Annotated in this window: 15 protein-coding genes; 7 read left to right on the forward strand and 8 right to left on the reverse strand. The window is 65.2% G+C overall.

The annotated features are described in order from the left end of the window. The first annotated feature begins 1 nt into the window (after position 1). The 6 genes from ACTDXD_RS16070 to ACTDXD_RS16095 are packed head-to-tail and all read left to right on the forward strand — an operon-like array spanning position 2 to position 5,413. Positions 2–1,228, forward strand: coding sequence for a cytochrome P450 (locus ACTDXD_RS16070; protein ID WP_440123313.1), 1,227 nt, complete (start codon positions 2–4; stop codon positions 1,226–1,228). Continuing rightward, entirely contained in the window at positions 1,221–2,006 is a 786-nt protein-coding gene (locus tag ACTDXD_RS16075; protein WP_440123314.1) for an SDR family oxidoreductase, read from the forward strand. Before ACTDXD_RS16070 ends, ACTDXD_RS16075 begins: the two co-directional genes overlap by 8 nt. Next, the gene (locus ACTDXD_RS16080) at positions 2,003–3,397 is read left to right on the forward strand and encodes a cytochrome P450 (RefSeq protein WP_440123315.1); all 1,395 of its coding nucleotides are present in this window, start codon (positions 2,003–2,005) and stop codon (positions 3,395–3,397) included. Before ACTDXD_RS16075 ends, ACTDXD_RS16080 begins: the two co-directional genes overlap by 4 nt. Positions 3,398–3,399: 2 nt before the next feature. Beyond that, positions 3,400–3,594, forward strand: coding sequence for a ferredoxin (locus ACTDXD_RS16085; RefSeq protein WP_440123316.1), 195 nt, complete (start codon positions 3,400–3,402; stop codon positions 3,592–3,594). A gap of 14 nt (positions 3,595–3,608) precedes the next feature. Beyond that, entirely contained in the window at positions 3,609–4,160 is a 552-nt protein-coding gene (locus tag ACTDXD_RS16090) for a nuclear transport factor 2 family protein (protein ID WP_440123317.1), read from the forward strand. Then, positions 4,154–5,413 carry a hypothetical protein gene (locus tag ACTDXD_RS16095; RefSeq protein WP_440123318.1) on the forward strand — a complete coding sequence of 420 codons (1,260 nt, stop codon included), beginning with the start codon at positions 4,154–4,156 and terminating at the stop codon, positions 5,411–5,413. The genes ACTDXD_RS16090 and ACTDXD_RS16095 overlap by 7 nt, the downstream gene beginning before the upstream one ends. A gap of 97 nt (positions 5,414–5,510) precedes the next feature. Here the strand turns inward: ACTDXD_RS16095 and ACTDXD_RS16100 are convergent, their stop codons facing one another. After that, positions 5,511–6,974, reverse strand: coding sequence for an FAD-dependent oxidoreductase (locus ACTDXD_RS16100; protein WP_440123319.1), 1,464 nt, complete (start codon positions 6,972–6,974; stop codon positions 5,511–5,513). Between the two features lie 28 nt (positions 6,975–7,002). Continuing rightward, positions 7,003–7,854: an LLM class F420-dependent oxidoreductase gene (locus ACTDXD_RS16105; RefSeq protein ID WP_440127667.1), complete on the reverse strand. Its 852-nt coding sequence runs from the start codon at positions 7,852–7,854 to the stop codon at positions 7,003–7,005. Between the two features lie 142 nt (positions 7,855–7,996). Between ACTDXD_RS16105 and ACTDXD_RS16110 the strand changes: the two genes are divergently transcribed. Further along, entirely contained in the window at positions 7,997–8,650 is a 654-nt protein-coding gene (locus tag ACTDXD_RS16110; RefSeq protein WP_440123320.1) for a TetR family transcriptional regulator, read from the forward strand. 32 nt (positions 8,651–8,682) lie between these two features. On the opposite strand, the gene ACTDXD_RS16115 is transcribed toward ACTDXD_RS16110, so the two are convergent. The 6 genes from ACTDXD_RS16115 to ACTDXD_RS16140 all read right to left on the reverse strand — a co-directional run bounded on the left by ACTDXD_RS16115 (position 8,683) and on the right by ACTDXD_RS16140 (position 16,500). Beyond that, complete coding sequence (locus ACTDXD_RS16115) at positions 8,683–9,525, reverse strand: hypothetical protein (RefSeq protein ID WP_440123321.1); 843 nt, start codon at positions 9,523–9,525, stop codon at positions 8,683–8,685. A gap of 177 nt (positions 9,526–9,702) precedes the next feature. Further along, entirely contained in the window at positions 9,703–9,810 is a 108-nt protein-coding gene (locus ACTDXD_RS16120) for a methionine/alanine import family NSS transporter small subunit (RefSeq protein WP_169688341.1), read from the reverse strand. Next, positions 9,807–11,381: a sodium-dependent transporter gene (locus ACTDXD_RS16125; RefSeq protein WP_440123322.1), complete on the reverse strand. Its 1,575-nt coding sequence runs from the start codon at positions 11,379–11,381 to the stop codon at positions 9,807–9,809. Before ACTDXD_RS16125 ends, ACTDXD_RS16120 begins: the two co-directional genes overlap by 4 nt. A 113-nt stretch (positions 11,382–11,494) precedes the next feature. After that, complete coding sequence (locus ACTDXD_RS16130; protein ID WP_440123323.1) at positions 11,495–12,676, reverse strand: lysylphosphatidylglycerol synthase transmembrane domain-containing protein; 1,182 nt, start codon at positions 12,674–12,676, stop codon at positions 11,495–11,497. Further along, complete coding sequence (locus ACTDXD_RS16135; protein WP_440123324.1) at positions 12,677–14,107, reverse strand: HAD-IB family hydrolase; 1,431 nt, start codon at positions 14,105–14,107, stop codon at positions 12,677–12,679. After that, positions 14,104–16,500: a glycerol-3-phosphate 1-O-acyltransferase gene (locus tag ACTDXD_RS16140; protein ID WP_440123325.1), complete on the reverse strand. Its 2,397-nt coding sequence runs from the start codon at positions 16,498–16,500 to the stop codon at positions 14,104–14,106. The genes ACTDXD_RS16135 and ACTDXD_RS16140 overlap by 4 nt, the downstream gene beginning before the upstream one ends. Between the last annotated feature and the right edge of the window lie 172 nt (positions 16,501–16,672).

Genomic DNA, 16,672 nt, shown 5'->3' on the forward strand with positions numbered 1-16,672 from the left:
CATGATCCAGGCTCCCCCGGAGTCCGTGTCGATCGACCCGCCCACGTTCGATCCCTACGACTACGCCTTCCACGAGGATCCGTACCCCACCTATCGCCGGCTGCGTGAGGAGGCGCCGCTCTACTACAACCCGGACCTGAACTTCTGGGCATTGTCGCGTCACGCCGACGTCGTCGCAGGTTTTCGCGACAACACGCGACTGTCCAGCGCGAACGGTGTCTCGCTGGATCCCGCGGCCTACGGGCCGAACGCCCACAAGGTGATGTCGTTCCTCGCGATGGACGACCCGCGACACATGCGTATGCGACAACTCGTGTCGAAAGGGTTCACCCCGCGACGGGTCGCGGAACTGCAGGAGAGAATACTCGAACTCACCCTCGGTCACCTCGAACCTGCGCTCGCAGGAGGTGAATTCGACTGGATCGCCGACGTCGCCGCCAGGTTGCCGATGGACGTCATCTCCGAACTCATGGGAGTTCCCGAGGCCGATCGCGCTGAGGTCAGGCGACTCGCAGATCTCGTGGTGCACCGCGACGAAGGTGTGCTCGACGTCCCGGTCTCGGCTATGGAAGCATCGCTGCACCTCGTGGGCTACTACGCCGACATGATCGCCGAGCGTCGGAAAGCGCCCACCGCCGATCTCACCTCTGCGCTGCTCGACGCCGAGATCGACGGCGACAGGCTCGACGATGACGAGATCATCGGATTCATGTTTCTGATGGTGGTGGCCGGAAACGAAACTACAACCAAACTCCTCGGCAACGCGCTCTACTGGGGAGCGAAGAACAAGAACGAAGTGTCGCAGGTACTTTCGGATCCGCAGCGCGCACCCGAGTGGGTCGAGGAAACCCTCCGATACGACACCTCGAGTCAGCTCGTCGCGCGCACCGCCGCCGCGGACATCGACCTGCACGGCGCCACCATCCGCTCCGGCGACAAAGTGCTGCTGCTCATCGGATCCGCCAACCGCGACTCCGAGGTGTTCGATGATGCCGACGAATTCCGGCTCGGCCGCAACGCATCCGGCAAGCTCGCAAGCTTCGGTGCGGGAGTACATTTCTGTCTCGGAGCTCACCTCGCGCGCCTCGAGGCGAACATCGCCCTCGAACAGTTCGCGCGTCGAGTCGCCGACTACGAGATCGACTTCGACCGCTCCGAGCGGGTCCACTCCACCAATGTGCGCGGCTTCGCCGCCCTCCCCATGAAAGTGACGGAGCGACATGCCTAGATTCGAGCCACACCCCGAGCGCAGGCCCGCGCTCGTCAGCGGCGCGTCGTCGGGAATCGGGACGGCTACCGTCTACGCGCTCGCCGAACTCGGTCATCCCGTCGCACTCGGTGCCCGCCGAGTCGAGGAGTGTGAGGCGATTGCCGAGAAGATCCGTGCCGAAGGCGGCGAGGCCTTCGCCCATTACCTCGACGTGTCGTCGACCGACTCCGTCGACGCGTTCGTCGCGGCAGCAGAGGATGCCCTCGGAGCCACCGAGATCGTCGTCTCCGGCGCAGGCGACATGGACTTCTCACTGGTTCACGAGATGGATACGGACCGGTTCGAGTTCCAGGTGAACGTCCACCTGAACGGCACTCAACGTCTCGCGCGGCGCGTGCTTCCCGGAATGATCGAACGTCGGCGCGGAGACTTCGTCGTGATCGGATCGGACTGCGCCGACGTTCCGAGGCCGCGGATGGGCGCCTACGTGGCGGCGAAGACCGGCCTCGAAGCGCTCGTCGTCCAGTTGCGGATGGAACTCGAAGGGACGGGTGTGCGCGCCTCCACCGTCCGGCCCGGCCCCACCCAGACCGGCGCTGGGATGACAGCGCCGGCCGAGGTCGTCGGCCCGCTCCTCGAGGACTGGGAGCGCTGGGGCTTCGCCCGGCACCCGTATTTCCTCCGGGCGTCGGATATCGCCGCCGCGGCAGCGAGCGTGGTCTCGGTCCCTCGCGGAGCCCACATCGTGCTCGTCGAAGTGCAGCCCGAAGCGCCCTTGCGGAAGGAAGACAAGTGACCACTGGGACATCGAACAGCGGGGCACCACACACGACCGTCGCACCCCCTCGAGTCTCCGGCGGCGAGCACGAGCACGGACACCTCGAAGAACTGCGCACCGACCCCATCGCACTGATGAACCGCGTCCGCGACGAATGCGGCGACGTCGGCGTCTTCCAACTCGCCGACAAGACGGTCGTGCTGCTCTCGGGCGCCGAAGCCAACGAGTTCTTCTTCCGGTCGTCCGACGAAGAACTGGACCAGCAGGCCGCCTACCCGTTCATGACGCCCGTGTTCGGGGAGGGTGTCGTGTTCGATGCGAGCCCGGAGCGGCGCAAGGAGATGCTGCACAACACGGCACTGCGCGGCGAACAGATGAGGGGGCACGCGGCGACCATCGACCGCGAGGTCCAGGACATGATCGCCGGGTGGGGCGATGAGGGCGAAATCGACCTCCTCGAATTCTTCGCCGAGCTGACGATCTACACGTCGTCGGCGTGCCTGATCGGCAAGAAGTTCCGCGACGAACTCGACGACCGCTTCGCGCACCTCTACCACGATCTCGAGAAGGGCACCGACGCACTCGCTTTCGTCGACCCCTACGCACCGATCGACAGCTTCCGCCGTCGCGACGAGGCCCGCCGCGGGCTCGTCGAACTGGTGCAGGACATCATGAACGGTCGGATCGCACATCCGCCGCAGGGTAAGGAGGACCGCGACCTGCTCGACGTGCTCGTCTCCATCAAGAACGAGGACGGCACCGAGAGGTTCACCGCCGACGAGATCACCGGCATCTTCATCTCCATGATGTTCGCCGGGCACCACACCACTTCCGGGACCGCGGCGTGGGCATTGATCGAATTGCTGCGCACTCCGCAGAGCATGCAGCAGGTGACCGACGAACTCGACGCGATCTACTCGGACGGCGCGGACGTGAGTTTTCATGCGCTGCGGCAGATCCCGAATCTGGAGGCAGTACTCAAGGAGACGCTTCGGATGCATCCGCCGCTGATTCTGCTGCTGCGGGTTGCACGCGGTGACTTCGAGGTCGCCGGCTACCGCATCGCCGAAGGCGATCTCGTCGGCGCGACCCCGGCGATCTCCAACCGTATTGCCGAGGACTTCCCGAATCCCGACGTGTTCGATCCGGGCCGCTACATCGACCCGAACCAGGAAGACATCGTCAACCGGTGGACGTGGATTCCCTTCGGTGCAGGCCGGCACCGATGCGTCGGCGCGGCGTTCGCGTTGATGCAGCTGAAGGCTATCTTCTCGATCCTGCTGCGCGACTTCGAATTCGAGCTGGCCCAGCCCTCCGACACCTACCGCAACGATCATTCGAAGATGGTGGTGCAGCTCGCGCAGCCGTGCACAGTGCGGTATCGGCGCCGCACCCGGGAAACGGAGTAGTCGTGAAGATCGAAGTGGATCTCGACCTGTGTCAGGGGCACGCCATGTGCGAGATGGAAGCACCCGAGGTGTTCACCGTTCCCAAACACGGCACCGTGGAGGTCCTCGTCGACGAGGTCCCCGACGACCAGCGCGACGACGTCGACGCCGCTGTCCGTTATTGCCCCACCCAAGCATTGCGACTAGCCCAAGACTGACGACAGGAGACGTTATGTCCACATTCGACCGTGCTGAGCTCGACGAGATGATTTCCCGCTGGATCGACGCCAACAAGCGGGCCGAGGCGGCGGGTGATTGGAAGCCCCTGGCCGAGATGTACACCGAAGACGCCACCTACGGGTGGAACTACGGGCCCAAGGACGATTTCATGGCCGTCGGCCGGGACGAGATCCGCGAGCTCGCGCTGGGCCAGGAGATGCGTGGTCTGGAAGGGTGGGAGTACCCCTACCAGCAGCTGATCGTCGACGACCGCAGCGGCGATGTGATCGGCATGTGGAAGCAGATCGCCGACGCGAAGCGCGACAACGGCGAGCACTACTCGGTGCACGGTATCGGCGGCAGCTGGTTCCGGTACGGCGGGAACTTCCAGTGGTCGTGGCAGCGCGACTTCTTCGATTTCGGGAACGTGTCGCAGTTGTTCCTCGAGATGATCACCGACGGGGCATTGTCCGACGGCATGAACAAGCGCATCGAGCGTTCCACGTCCGGAAAACGCCTCCCCGGCTGGTACCCCGTGGGGCAGGCTCCGGTGCCGCTGTGGTGACCACGGTGCGGAACGGCACATCGTTCGAGGCGCTGTCGCGTGAGGATCTCGCGGTTCTCGTCCCTGAACTGTTGCTGTGTGGTCAGTTGATCGACCGCTCCGGCATGGCCCATCTGATCTCCGCGTTCGGCCGGGAAGGCATGGCGGCCATCGCGATCGAAGAATGGCAGGCATCCTCTCCCTGGTACACCCGGCGCATGCAGCAGGCGCTGAACTACGAGGGAGACGACGTCGTGACGATCTTCAAGGGCCTGCAACTCGACATCGGAGCACCACCGCAGTTCATGGACTTCCGGTTCCGCGTCGACGACCGCGACCACGGTGAATTCTGGCTCGATCATTGCGGCGCGCTCATGGATGTCGAACCGCTCGGCGACGAGTATGTGACGGCGATGTGCCATGACATCGAAGATCCGACATTCGACGCCACAGCACTCGCGACGAATCCGCACGCGCAGGTGCGACCGATCCATCGTCCGCCGCGCCGCCCGGAGGACCGGCATCCGCACTGCGCGTGGACGGTGACGATCGACCCGGCGCATGTTCCGCCGGCCGTCGAGCCGCACACCGATGCGCTGGGACGAACGGCAGCGAGATCGGTGGAGCTGAGCCCGATCGTCCCCGGTGGTGCCGGGCGTGACGAGTACTCGGGGCCGTTGCTCTCGGACGTGCGTTTCGGCGACTTCTCCCATTCGGCGCTCGTCCGGATCGCGGAGGAGGTGTGCCTCCAGCAGCACATGCTCACCCTCGGATTCCTGATCGGGGTCCGCAAACGCACCGACGAGGACTCTGCGTCCACGTTGCTGAGGAAGCAACTCACCGGCATCGCCGGGCTGACCTCGGAACGGATCCGCAACGTACTCGGCCTGTCCGGCACGTTCGACGATCTGGCGACCGTCCTGGGTATCCATCCCGTCCTCTCGCCGCATCAGTACGTGGGACGCACGATCGAGTTGCACGATGACCACGTTCGGATGCGCATCGGGCGAGACCGGGGAGTGGACGCCGATGGTGGATGGACGACCTTCATCGACGCCGACCACCTCGGACCTCTCGATGCGCTGGTCCGCGGGGTCGACCCGCATTTCACGACGCGGGTGGTAGCGGAGTCGCCCGACGCACTCGTCGTCGACGTGATCCGGGAGGACACGCCGGCGCGAGAGTCCAAGGACGTGCAGATCACCAGATTCAGCTCGGGTGCGGAGTTCGTGTTCGCAGACCGGGGGATTCCGCTGCCGCTCACTGTCCTCTGACTGTCGCCGTCCCAACCCTGTTGAGCGAGTGTGCCCTTCACTCGATCAGATCGAATGAAGGGCACACTCGCTCAGTTGGGGGCGGGTGACCTCGACGTCAGTTCTTGGCGGCAGAGATTCCTGCGCGTCGGCCGAAGAAGCTGCCGTCGCCGAGCGAGGTGCCGCTCGCATAGCCCCACGCGCACACACCCGACGTGCAGCGGCCCGCCGCGTAGAGCCCGGGGATCGGCTCACCCGAGACGTGCAGGACCTCGGAGTCGACGGTGGTGCGCAGCCCACCGAGGGTGAACCCGGCAGTGCAGTTGCGCAGATCCATTGCGGCAACAGGTGTTCCGATGTGCTTGACCCATTCGCTCTTCTTTCCGAGCACCGGGTCGCAGCCGTCGGCTGCGTGCCGGTTGTACACCTCGACGGTGGACTGCAAGGTGCCGGCCGGCAGTCCCATGTCGGATTCGAGTTCCTCCACCGTCTCGGCCACCCACTTGGGCTGGAATCGGAAGTACGGAGTGGAACTGACTGTGGCGCATCCTTCTTCGTACGCGCTCTCGTCGATGATCAGGTAGGCCTGGTTGTCGTTCTTCAGCAGGGTCAGCTGCCCGATCCGGCCGGGGTAGGTGTCTTCGGGGACGTAGCGCTGGCCGCGGGCGTTCACGAGGATCCCGCGCGCCATCAACTGCGGGTCGCCGAAGAAGGCGACCTCTGTCGCGTCCATATGCGCGAGGTCGGCGCCGAGCGCCTGTGCCATGCGGATGGCGCGACCGTCGTGTTCCTCGATGGCGGCGGCCGGCCGGCCGTTCAGCTGCGGTGCATAGGTGGCGACCATGTCCTTGTTGTACGCGAAGCTTCCGGTGGCCAGGACGACACCGCGCCGGGCCCTGATGTGGATGTCCTTGCCGTACTGCTTGGCGGCGAGCCCGACGACGCGCCCGGCGCCGTCCACGATGAGGCGCTGCACACGCACGTCGTATTCGGGTCGGACACCGAGTTCTTCGGCCACCTGCGCCAGCGGCTCCATGAGCTTGAAGCCGCCGCCCTTCTCTCCCGTGCGCTTGTCGGTCATCTGCGGAACGTGCCCGCGCGGTGCGGGCGTGGCGATCTCGTTGAAAGGCGCAGAGTTCTCTCCGCCGGAGAACATGAGGCCGTCGTCGCCGGGGATCTCCCACCCCGGTTCGCCCCAGAAACTCTCCTTGAACACGACACCGTTGTCCACGAGCCAGTTGTAGTGTTCGACGCTGCCGTTGCAGTATTCCGAGATCTTCGCTTCGTCGGCTCCCGGGCCGAGGGCGGCGAGCATGAAGGCTTTCATGTTCTCGGCGGAGTCGTCGAATCCGAGCGCTTTCTGCAGTCCGGTGCCTCCGCCGAGGTAGACGATGCCGCCGGACAGTGACGCTGCTCCGCCCCACCCGCCGGTGCGCTCGAGGACGAGAACTTCGGCGCCGCTGCGGGCGGCTTCGATGGATGCGGATACGCCTGCGATGCCGTATCCGGCAACGACAACATCGGCCTCGTGATCCCAGGTGGTGACCTGCTCGGCGAGCAAGGGGTGGATGTCGGTGCTCATATGGTGATCCGTTTCTGGTGCGGGTGGGTCAGGAAGTGAGGCCGAGTTTTCCGGCGAGACGGTCGATGTAGGCGACAACCTCTTCCTCGGAGCGGTCGGGCAACCCGAAGATCACTTCGGTGACGCCGGCGTCGCGCCACTGTTCGAGTTGTCCGGAGTCGGGACGACCTGCGAGCGCAAGCACCTCGGGGGTTCCGGTGCGCCCGGCATCGGCCCACATCTTGTGCAGGCGTTGCACGTTGTCGACGATGTCGCGTTCGGTGGGGGTGGTGATCCAGCCGTCGCCGGAGCGGACGATCCACTCGAAGTTCCGGTCGGTGGCGCCGGCACCGAGCAACACCGGTGGGCGAGGTTGCTGGATCGGTTTGGGCCATGCCCAGCTCGGCCCGAACGATACGAACGTGCCGTCGTAGGACGCTTCTTCCTGGGTCCACAGCGCCTGCATGGCTTCGAGGTACTCGCGCAGGGCTGTTCGCTTCTTCTTCGGCGGGACTCCGTGGTCGGCGAGTTCTTCTGCATTCCAGCCGAATCCGGTTCCGATAACGACACGGCCACCGGAGAGGTGGTCGAGCGTGGCGATGGTCTTCGCGAGGGTGATGGGGTCGTGCTCGAGGGGCAGTGCGACCGAGGTGCCCAGGCGGATGGTGGAGGTGACGGCTGCGGCGAGTCCGAGCGCGACCCAAGGGTCGAGGGTGCGCATGTAGCGGTCGTCGGGGAGGGTCTCGTTTCCGGTTCCGGGGTGGGCGGATTCGCGCCGGACGGGGATGTGCGTGTGTTCGGGCACATAGAAGCTGTCGAAGCCTGCTTCCTCCGCGGCTTTTGCGGCGGCGTCGGGTCGGATTCCCCGATCGCTCGTGAACAGGGTGATTCCGTGGCGCACAGCGACCCCTCTCATCGGATGACGCAAAAAATGTAACGCGTTCTATCTTTGGATGGAAGGGTTTCCGGACAGGTGTCTAGTATTTCCGGGTCGATGAAGGCGGTCCACTATCCTGGACGTGCACTAGCGGAAGGTGACATCGATGACGGAAGAGTCGGCCGTGGGGGTCGAGGCGCGGAAACGTCAGGTTGCTCAATCGCCGGGGGCCGGGCTGAAACCGGCGCAGCGCGCACGGTATCTGCGGATCGTCGACTCTGCGAAGGCGCTCGCGTCCGAGGGTGGTTACGACGCCGTGCAGATGCGTGCCGTCGCTGATCGGTCGGGTGTCGCTCTCGGCACGGTCTACCGGTACTTCCCGTCCAAGAATCAGCTGCTCGTGGTGGCGATGGTGACCCAGTTCGAAGAGGTCGGCGAGTACTTTTCGGGCGCCGAGCTCCCGGGCGATACGCCGCACGAGCGGATCATGGGTGTGTTGCAAGCGTCCGTCTCGAGGCTCGAGCAGGATCCTCGCCAGTACGACGCTCTGGTGCGTGCCGTGATGTTCGCCGACGCGTCGTCGGCGCCTGAACTCGACCGGCTCGGTCAGGTGCTCACCGAGTTGTTCGCGAAGTCGGCCGGTATCGAGGTCGTCACCGAAGAGGTGCTCAACGCGGTGCGCATCGTTGCGGACGTGTGGATGTCGACCCTGGTTGCGTGGGCCAATGGGCGACAGGGCGGTGAAGGCGTTCTCGAGCACATGGACACCGCGGTGCGGCTGGTCTTCGACCGCCTCGAACGGATGCAGCGGGTGAGCTGAGCCCACCCGCTGCATCCTGTTTGCGGCAGATGTCAGGCCGGCACCTCGACGATGCCGACGGTCGGCAGGAAGAAGCACGACGACTCGCCGTTCTGTACCGTGCCGAACACGGCGGCCAGGACGGTGCCCGCGCCGGTGTCGACCGGTGCGACGCGCACACCGCCGAACGGAACGGTGTCGGCAAGGAACTGGGAGATGGCCGCCTCGACCATCGGTCGCATGGGGGCCGGGATCGTCTCGGGGATCGCCGCGCGTGAGGCTTCGTCGAGTGTGCCCATCGGCACCAGTCCGCCTTGGAGCGTGTTGACGTTGAGCCACGCGAGTTGGATGCCGTCGGCGTTCGCGTCGTCCTCTAGGCCCATCGGCACGAAGGCGAACAGTGTTTGGGCGGGGTCGACGACGTCCAGAGAGAACTCTCCGATGCTCTGACCGGGCCACGGTCCGGGTACCGCTCCGGCCACCGCGGGGGCGATTCCGAGGGGCAGATTGCCGTCGGGCGTGCAGAACGGTGCGCCGGTGGGGTAGAGGAACGGCTCGACGCCGAGTCGGCGCAGGAATTCCATCCCCTCGTCGTACGCGGCGAGTGGGGTTCCCTCGGCGGCGTCGACGGCACTGCCGCGTGCGCCTGCGATGGCCTCGGCCGCCGCGAGTGCAGCCTGGTCGACGCCGGGTGTCGAGCGCAATACACCGAGCGTGGTGGCGATTGCGCTGTCGGCGGCGGGTGCGGGCACATCGGCGGGCGCGGGTGCGTCGACGATCGGTGGTTCCGCCGGTTGCGCCGTGGCGACGACGGGCAGTGCGAGGCCGGCCGCGACGGCCAGCGTGGCCGCTGCGGCGAAGGGGCGCATCCGGAGGCGCGTGGTCCTGCGGGTCATGTGGGCTCCTGTGGATCAGGTCTCGACACATCGGTCTCGACGGATCGTGTCAACACTGTTCGAACTCTCAGTCTCAAGTAAAGGTTGAGACTGACCGAATCAAGGAAAGCACAAGGGCGGCGCTCCGGCCAGAGCGCCGCCCCGTGTGTTACTCAACCGACACTGTGGTCGAGCAGATCACTCGATCTCGTCGGGGTGCTTCCGTAGATGGAGCACGCTCAGGATCAGCCCGCCCCACAAGGTGGCCAGAGCGAGGACCATCATCACGATTGCGGAGGTGTTCACGAATTCTCTCCCTGCTCTGTTTTGGTGAGCGCTGGTGTGGAAACCGAACGGTTCTCGTCGAGTTCGAACTCGGCTTCGACCCCGCGACGCCAAGGAATGAACGACATGGCGATCGCGAGAATGATCACCGCGATCTGGACACCCCACCCGAACGTCGTCACCAAGCTGTCCGGGAGTCCCCCGTAGCCTTCGTTGATGCGGTCACGGATCTCGCTGAACAGCATGTAACCGAGCACCACCGGAGTGACGACGCCGACGAAGACCTGCCACACCACGCCGACCTTGAACGACGACACCGAGTTGAGATGGTCACGCAGTTCGGGCAGGCGCCGCAGCACCCACGCGATCACGATAACGGCCGCGAACGCAACACCCACGATGCCGAACTGATTCGCGAACCGGTCCACCACGTCGAGGGTGTTCAAGCCGGTTGTAGTGGGGAACAGGAGTATCGACACGATGGCTGCAGCGCCGCCGATCGTAAGTGACGCGGGTACCTTGCCGAGCCCGGTCTTGTCCTGGAAGGCGGAGACCGTCACCTGGATGATGCTGATCATCGATGTGAACCCGGCGAACACCAGCGACCCGAAGAACAGCACACCGAAGATGGGACCGCCCGGCATCTGCGACACGATCGTCGGGAAGGCGATGAAGGCCAGGCCGATACCGCTCGCTACGACCTCGTCGACCGCGACGCCCTGAGCCTGCGCCATGAACCCGAGCGCCGAGAACACACCGATTCCGGCGAGCACCTCGAAACTCGAGTTGGAGAAACCCACCACCAGTCCCGAGCCGGTCAGGTTGGTCTTGCGTTTCAGATACGACGAGTAGGTGAGCATGATGCCGAAGGCAACGGACAGCGAGAAGAAGATCTGTGCGTAGGCCGCGATCCACACTCCGGTGTCGGTCAACGCCTCCCAATTGGGGGTGAACAACGCGTCGAGGCCGAGAGCCGAACCGTCGAGCAGCAACGCCTGGACCACCAGGGCGCCGAACAGAATCACGAGCAGCGGAACGAAGATGCGGTTCGCGTTGCCGATACCGCGCTGCACACCGAGCGCAAGAACGGCCACGACCAGAACCCATACCAGGACCAGCGGCCACGCGACGCCCGGAACGAAGCTCAGACCGAACGTCGCCTCGGCGTCCATATGCAGGAAGTCCTCGAGGAAGAAACCTTCGGGGTTGTCGCCCCACGCCTCGGTGATGGAGAAGAACGTGTAGCAGCCTGCCCACGCGACGATCACCGCGTAATAGACGCCGATGACGAAGCAGATCAGGACCTGCCACCACCCGAGGAATTCGCTGCCGCGGCTCAGTCGCCGGAACGCCAGCGGCGGAGATCCTCGGAACTTGTGGCCCATTGCGTAGTCGACGAACAACAACGGAATACCCGCGGTGAGCAGGGCCACCAGGTAGGGGATGAGAAATGCCCCACCGCCGTTTTCGTATGCGATGTACGGGAATCGCCAGATATTGCCCAGGCCGACCGCCGAACCGATGGCGGCCATGATGAACACCGACCGTCCCGACCAGACCTCGCGCTTGTGTGCAGCTTCGTGCTGTGCCACGAACCTCGTCCCTCCACTCGTTCGATTGCGTAGACGCTAGTCCTCACAGCGCCGGAACCGGAACAAATTCGGGATTCATGATCAGATATGAGCTTCGTACACACCCGATCGGGTCAGTCCTGCCAGAGTTTGTCGAGTCCCGGGCCCGGGTCGTCATCCTCTTCCTCCGGGGCGCCGCGGTAGCGCAGAGCAAACACGACCCATCCGATCACGGCGATGAGCACGAAGCTGATCAGGCGGTACACGAGCACAGCGGACAGTGCTTCCGCGCCCGACATTCCGCTTGCAGTGAGCGCAGGAACGAGCACAGCGTCCATCACGCCGAGGCCGGCAGGCAGCAACGGGATCGCACGGCTCGTCGCGGTTCCTGCAGCGTAGGCCACGGCGATACCCGCGAGGCTGGGCGTGCCACCGACCGCGTAGGCAGCGAACGCGAGGCACGCGCCGTCGCAGACCCAGTTGAACAGCGACCACCCGAAAGCGCGTGCGGCGTGTGGACGGTCGAGTTGCACGGCCCCGATCTGATCGACGATCTTGCGCCACGCCCGCGAACCGGCCTCCGCAGGCTTCTTCCTGAGCCGATTGAACCCTCGCAATGCGATCAGGCCGATGGATTCGAGCGACCCCGGATTGCTGGCTGCGTATTGGATCAGCACCAGGAACGCGGCGAGGCCACCGATGGAGAAGATCAGCGAGAACGGGTTCGTGGTGGCGCCGATGAGAAGAGCACCCACGAGCCCGAGTAGTGCGAGTCCCGCGGCCTGGAGCAGGCCGGCCATCACGAGCTGCCACGTGGCGATGACGGGGGCCGCACCCCACTTGCGCATCTGCCGGTAGGTGAAGGTGGTTCCTACGACGGGACCGCCTGGCAGGGTCACGCTCATCGAGTTCGAAGCGAGCGCCACGGCCAGTGACTGGCGAAGCGTCACCTTCACGTCCGCGGCGGACAACAGCGTGCGTTGCACGCTGGCGAAACTCGTCATCTCCGCGACCGACGCGAGGATCGCGGCGATCACCCACCACCAGTACAGGTGGCCGAGGCCGCTGACGCCGTCGGTCAGCTCGGGCCACACGAGGATCACCTCGACGGTGAGCACCACCACGAGCAGGCCGCCGACGATCCACTTCAGGTAGCGACGCCGCTTCGGAGTCAGAGCAGAGCCGTTGCCGTGACTCTTGCCGGAGTCCCCGGAGTCCCCGGAATTCCCCGCAACTGCGGCGTCCGTCGGGCCGGGTATTTCCGTCGTGTCGCTGGTGTCCGTCGCTTGTTCGTCGGGGGTCTTGTCGTCGGTCATCTACTCGATCGGCCAGTCCGTGAGGGTCTTGCGGTACAAGTCTTCGACCGCGGCGATGTGTGTGTCGAGATCGGTGACGCTCCACTCGCTCACATCGATGGGGGCGAGCACTGCGACGTCGATGGTGCCCGACCGCAGCAGGGTCGAGTGTTTCCACAACAACTCCCCGGCATTGCGGATCACCACGGGGACGATCGGGACCCGGGCCTCCATAGCGATGCGGAATGCCCCCTTCTTGAACCGCCCGATCTGCGGTGTCAGGGAGCGCGTGCCTTCCGGTGCGATGATGACCGAGGTGCCTTGTCGCAGGGTGTCCACGACCGGTGCCAGCGCCTCCACGGCGCGTTCGGTGTTGCCACGGTCGATGAACGTGGCACCGACGAATCGCAGCAACGCACCGAAGAGCGGGTCGTTCGCCAGCTCTTTCTTCGTCACGCCGGTGAAGTCGTGACGCAGGACCTTCGCAAGGACCACTGGATCGAGTTGACTCTGGTGGTTGAAGATGAACACCGCCGGGCGATGCTCCCACGCGTTCCCTTCCCCGTGCACCCGCACGTCGATACCCGCGAGCGCGAGCGACACATCGGACCCGATGTTCACGATCGAGTCGAGCGCAGTCTTGCGGCTGCGATTGATCAGCCCGAGTCCCAGCCCCGTCCAGACGGAACCGACGATTCCGCCGTACGCGGCAGCGGTGCGCACCGCCTCCTTCACCCCGGGCGTGCCACGCGGCCGGAACCGCAGGATGGGCCACTTGCGTTCGCGTGCGATCCGGTCGAGTGTGCGGTCGGGGTTGGTCGCGGTCGGGTTTCCGGTGGTGGCGAGGAACTCGGCGTCCTCGCCGCCGTTGGAATAGGTGTAGCTGTGCGGACCGTCGATGCCGTGCTCGTCGATGAATGCGCGCGTCGCATCGGATTTCCCGCTGCGCCACAACGACTTTCCATCGACCTTGCCGGTGAGGACACCGTCGACCACCTCGAGCGGAGTGAACAGTACGTGCTCGACGCCGAGTGCGTCGGCTGCCGCTTGGATCTGATACCGAGATGCCGACGACGCGATCACGACGGTGTGGCCCGCGTTCTGGTGCGCTCCGATGAGCTGCCACGCCTCGGGATAGAGGTGCCCGGCGATCGTGGACATGAACAACCGTTGCCCGATCTCGTACAGTTCTTCCTCGCTGTGGCCGCGCCATGCCTTGAACGCAACGGCTACGAAGCGTTCGAAATCGGCTTCGCTGTCGGTTCCGCGCAGACCGTTGACCATGGTCGACGCGAGTTCGGCCGCGGTCACTTTGCCTGCGAGGAGCCGGTCGCGGAAGAAATGCACCCCGGAGAAACCATGCACGATGGTGCCGTCGAAGTCGAAGAACGCAGCCACTTCGGGGCCCTGAGGCCCCGTCCGCACCCTGTGCAGTGCCTGCTCGATGTTCACCGCTCCGCCTTCCTGTTCGACACGTCCAGTGACTCGGCCAATGCGACCCGCTCACCGACGGCCAGCAGCTGTGACGCGAACGCACGACGCTTCTGCGCGACCGAGTCGTCGTTCCGGTCGAGAAGCCCGCGGTTGCGTGCCAGCTCCAAAGCTGTTGCGAACAGTTCCGAGGATACGGACTCGGAACCGTACAACCGGTCTTGCAGCAGCATCTGCCGTCCCACCGCGACGCACTCGTCGAGGAATGCGTCGCGCTCCACTTCGAGCGTAGGGTCCCTGCGCGCCAGCCGCTCGGCGACGACGAGCTGTGCGTCGAAGAACGAGCGCAGCGTGCGGTGCGACATGAACAACCCGGTCTCGATCAGCGCGTTGAGCGCCCGGCCCTCGCTGGGAAGCGGCGTTCCCCATTCCCATTCGGGCACGAGAAGCTCCACTTCATCTCGCAGCTCCGATTCGAAGGCGTCGCGGTCGGGGAAGAAGAACTCGAACTTGAGCAGGTCGCGCAGATTCTTAGCTTCGTGCCACGCGGTGCGCACCGGGTTGTCACTGGGGTGTTCGTGTACGAAGAGCACAGCGAGTTCGAGGATCGAGCGGTTGACGAACCAGTGGATACCGCTGTTGCGGTAGAACGCGGCGACGAGATGCTGACCCGGTTGGATGGAGTACACCGCCTCGTCGCCTCCGGCGTAGGTCGTCACCACACCGGCGTCGGTCAGCGCAGCGAGAACCTGGGCGAGCCCACCCTCGCGGTCGAGGAGTTCTACTTCGCCTTGCGGGGCTCCGCGGGCGTCGAGGTAACTGCGGACCGGCGCGACGACAGCCCGCACCTCGTCGAGCGTGAGCGCTCGGTCGCGGACCCCGAGTAGGGCGAGGGTGACAAGGCTGTTCACGGTGACCGGTGTGGTGCGGTTGATACCGACCGCCACTTCGAATGCCACCTTCTGCATCGCCTTACGCTGGAGACCGTCCCTGGTTGCGGGGTCGTGGGCTGTGCCCTCCCCGGGTTCCGGCTCGGACAGGTCGGGGTCCCCGCCCGCCGCGAGTTGTGCTCGCATCGACAACGGCGTGCCGAACTGCACGTAGACATTGCCTGCGCTGCGCTGCTGATTGCGGGCGTAATTCGCCAGCCACCTCAGCCCTTCGGGTTTCTTCGGGGCGCCGGTCTGCTCGGCGGCCACGGCTGCAACCTCGGCGAGCCCTTCGTAGGTGATCGATACAGGTACCAGCATCGCGTCGTCGACACGGCCAGTACGGATCGCGTTCGCAACGTAATTGAGGAGTCCGTAGCGCGGCCTGCGAAGCTTGCCGGTGCGGGTGCGACCCCCTTCGAAGTACCACTCCAGATTGAATCGCTTGCCCAGCAGGAAAGCGAAGTACTCCTCGAGCGCAGCCTTGTACACCGTGTCGTTCCCGAAACTCCGCCTGATGAACACCGTGCCCGTGCGACGTGCGATGGGGCCTATCGGCCAGAACGTGAGGTTGGCACCGCCCATCAAGTGGTTACCGGGGAAATCGTGATCGGCGAGGATGCTGCCCAGGACGAACGCGTCGGCGTACGACCGGTGGGACGGCAGGAACACCAGCGGATGCGTGCGATTGAGCTCGCGTAGCGCCTCCAGTCCGGAGTCGTCGGCGTGCACCGTCCATGCCGAGCTGTGCAGTGGACGCATGGCCTGTGTGAAGAGGTCCGTGACCAGGCGTGACTGCACTGCGACGAGCTCGTCGAGTGCGGCGCGGGCTCGTCCATCGACCTCGTCTCGGGAAAGGTGTTCCTCGGCTGCGATCGTGTCGAGACGCCGCCGGAACGACGGCTGATCCATGATCTGCGCGGCAACGAGCCGGGGCACCTTGTACCGATCACCGATGACGGCGCGTTCGGCGCGCTCGAGCGCAACCACGGCTCGTCGCGTCACATAACGCGCGAGGGACGCCGCGTCCGGAACTCGGCCGTGTTCCTCGGCGGCAAGCTGCTCACGAAGATCGTCGAGGTGCGCGGGTGCTGCCACCACGATCCGGTACCGGTCGGAGGACCTGCCGACCAGCCACTTCTGGATCAGGACATTCGGGTTGCGGGGGTTGGTCAAGGCAAGGACATCCGAGAACCGCGCGCGGCGGGCACCGTCGCGTTCGGAAGGGAGCCACACCACCCGGACCGGGACGAGAAGCGGGTCGTCGGTTCGGGCGGAGAGTTCGGAGGTGAGGACTCGTGAGTCGAGGTCCACGACGTCGGGACGAGCCGCCGCACGGTAATCGTCGGGCACGTACTCGGAGTTGCACCAGCGGTCCAGGAGGTCACGTTCGATCTTCGTCCTCGCCGCGGAGAGGATGACGACCCGTCTGTTCCCGGCGGCGCTGTCCTTCTCGCCGACGCTGGACTCCCCGTCGATATGCATCGTTCCCCTGTTCGATATCCACTCGACAGCAAACTACCGCTTTCGGACGGGGCGTTCAGGCGCAACGGCGCAAGTCACTGTGCGCCTGAGTGCACGAACCGCGCGAGATGCGGGCACAGTGGGGCAAGGAGACCGCGGACCGATACGAGGAGTACACAGTGGCGGGGCAAGC

The sequence above is a fragment of the Rhodococcus sp. SJ-3 genome (assembly GCF_051918125.1).
Classification (GTDB): domain Bacteria; phylum Actinomycetota; class Actinomycetes; order Mycobacteriales; family Mycobacteriaceae; genus Rhodococcus.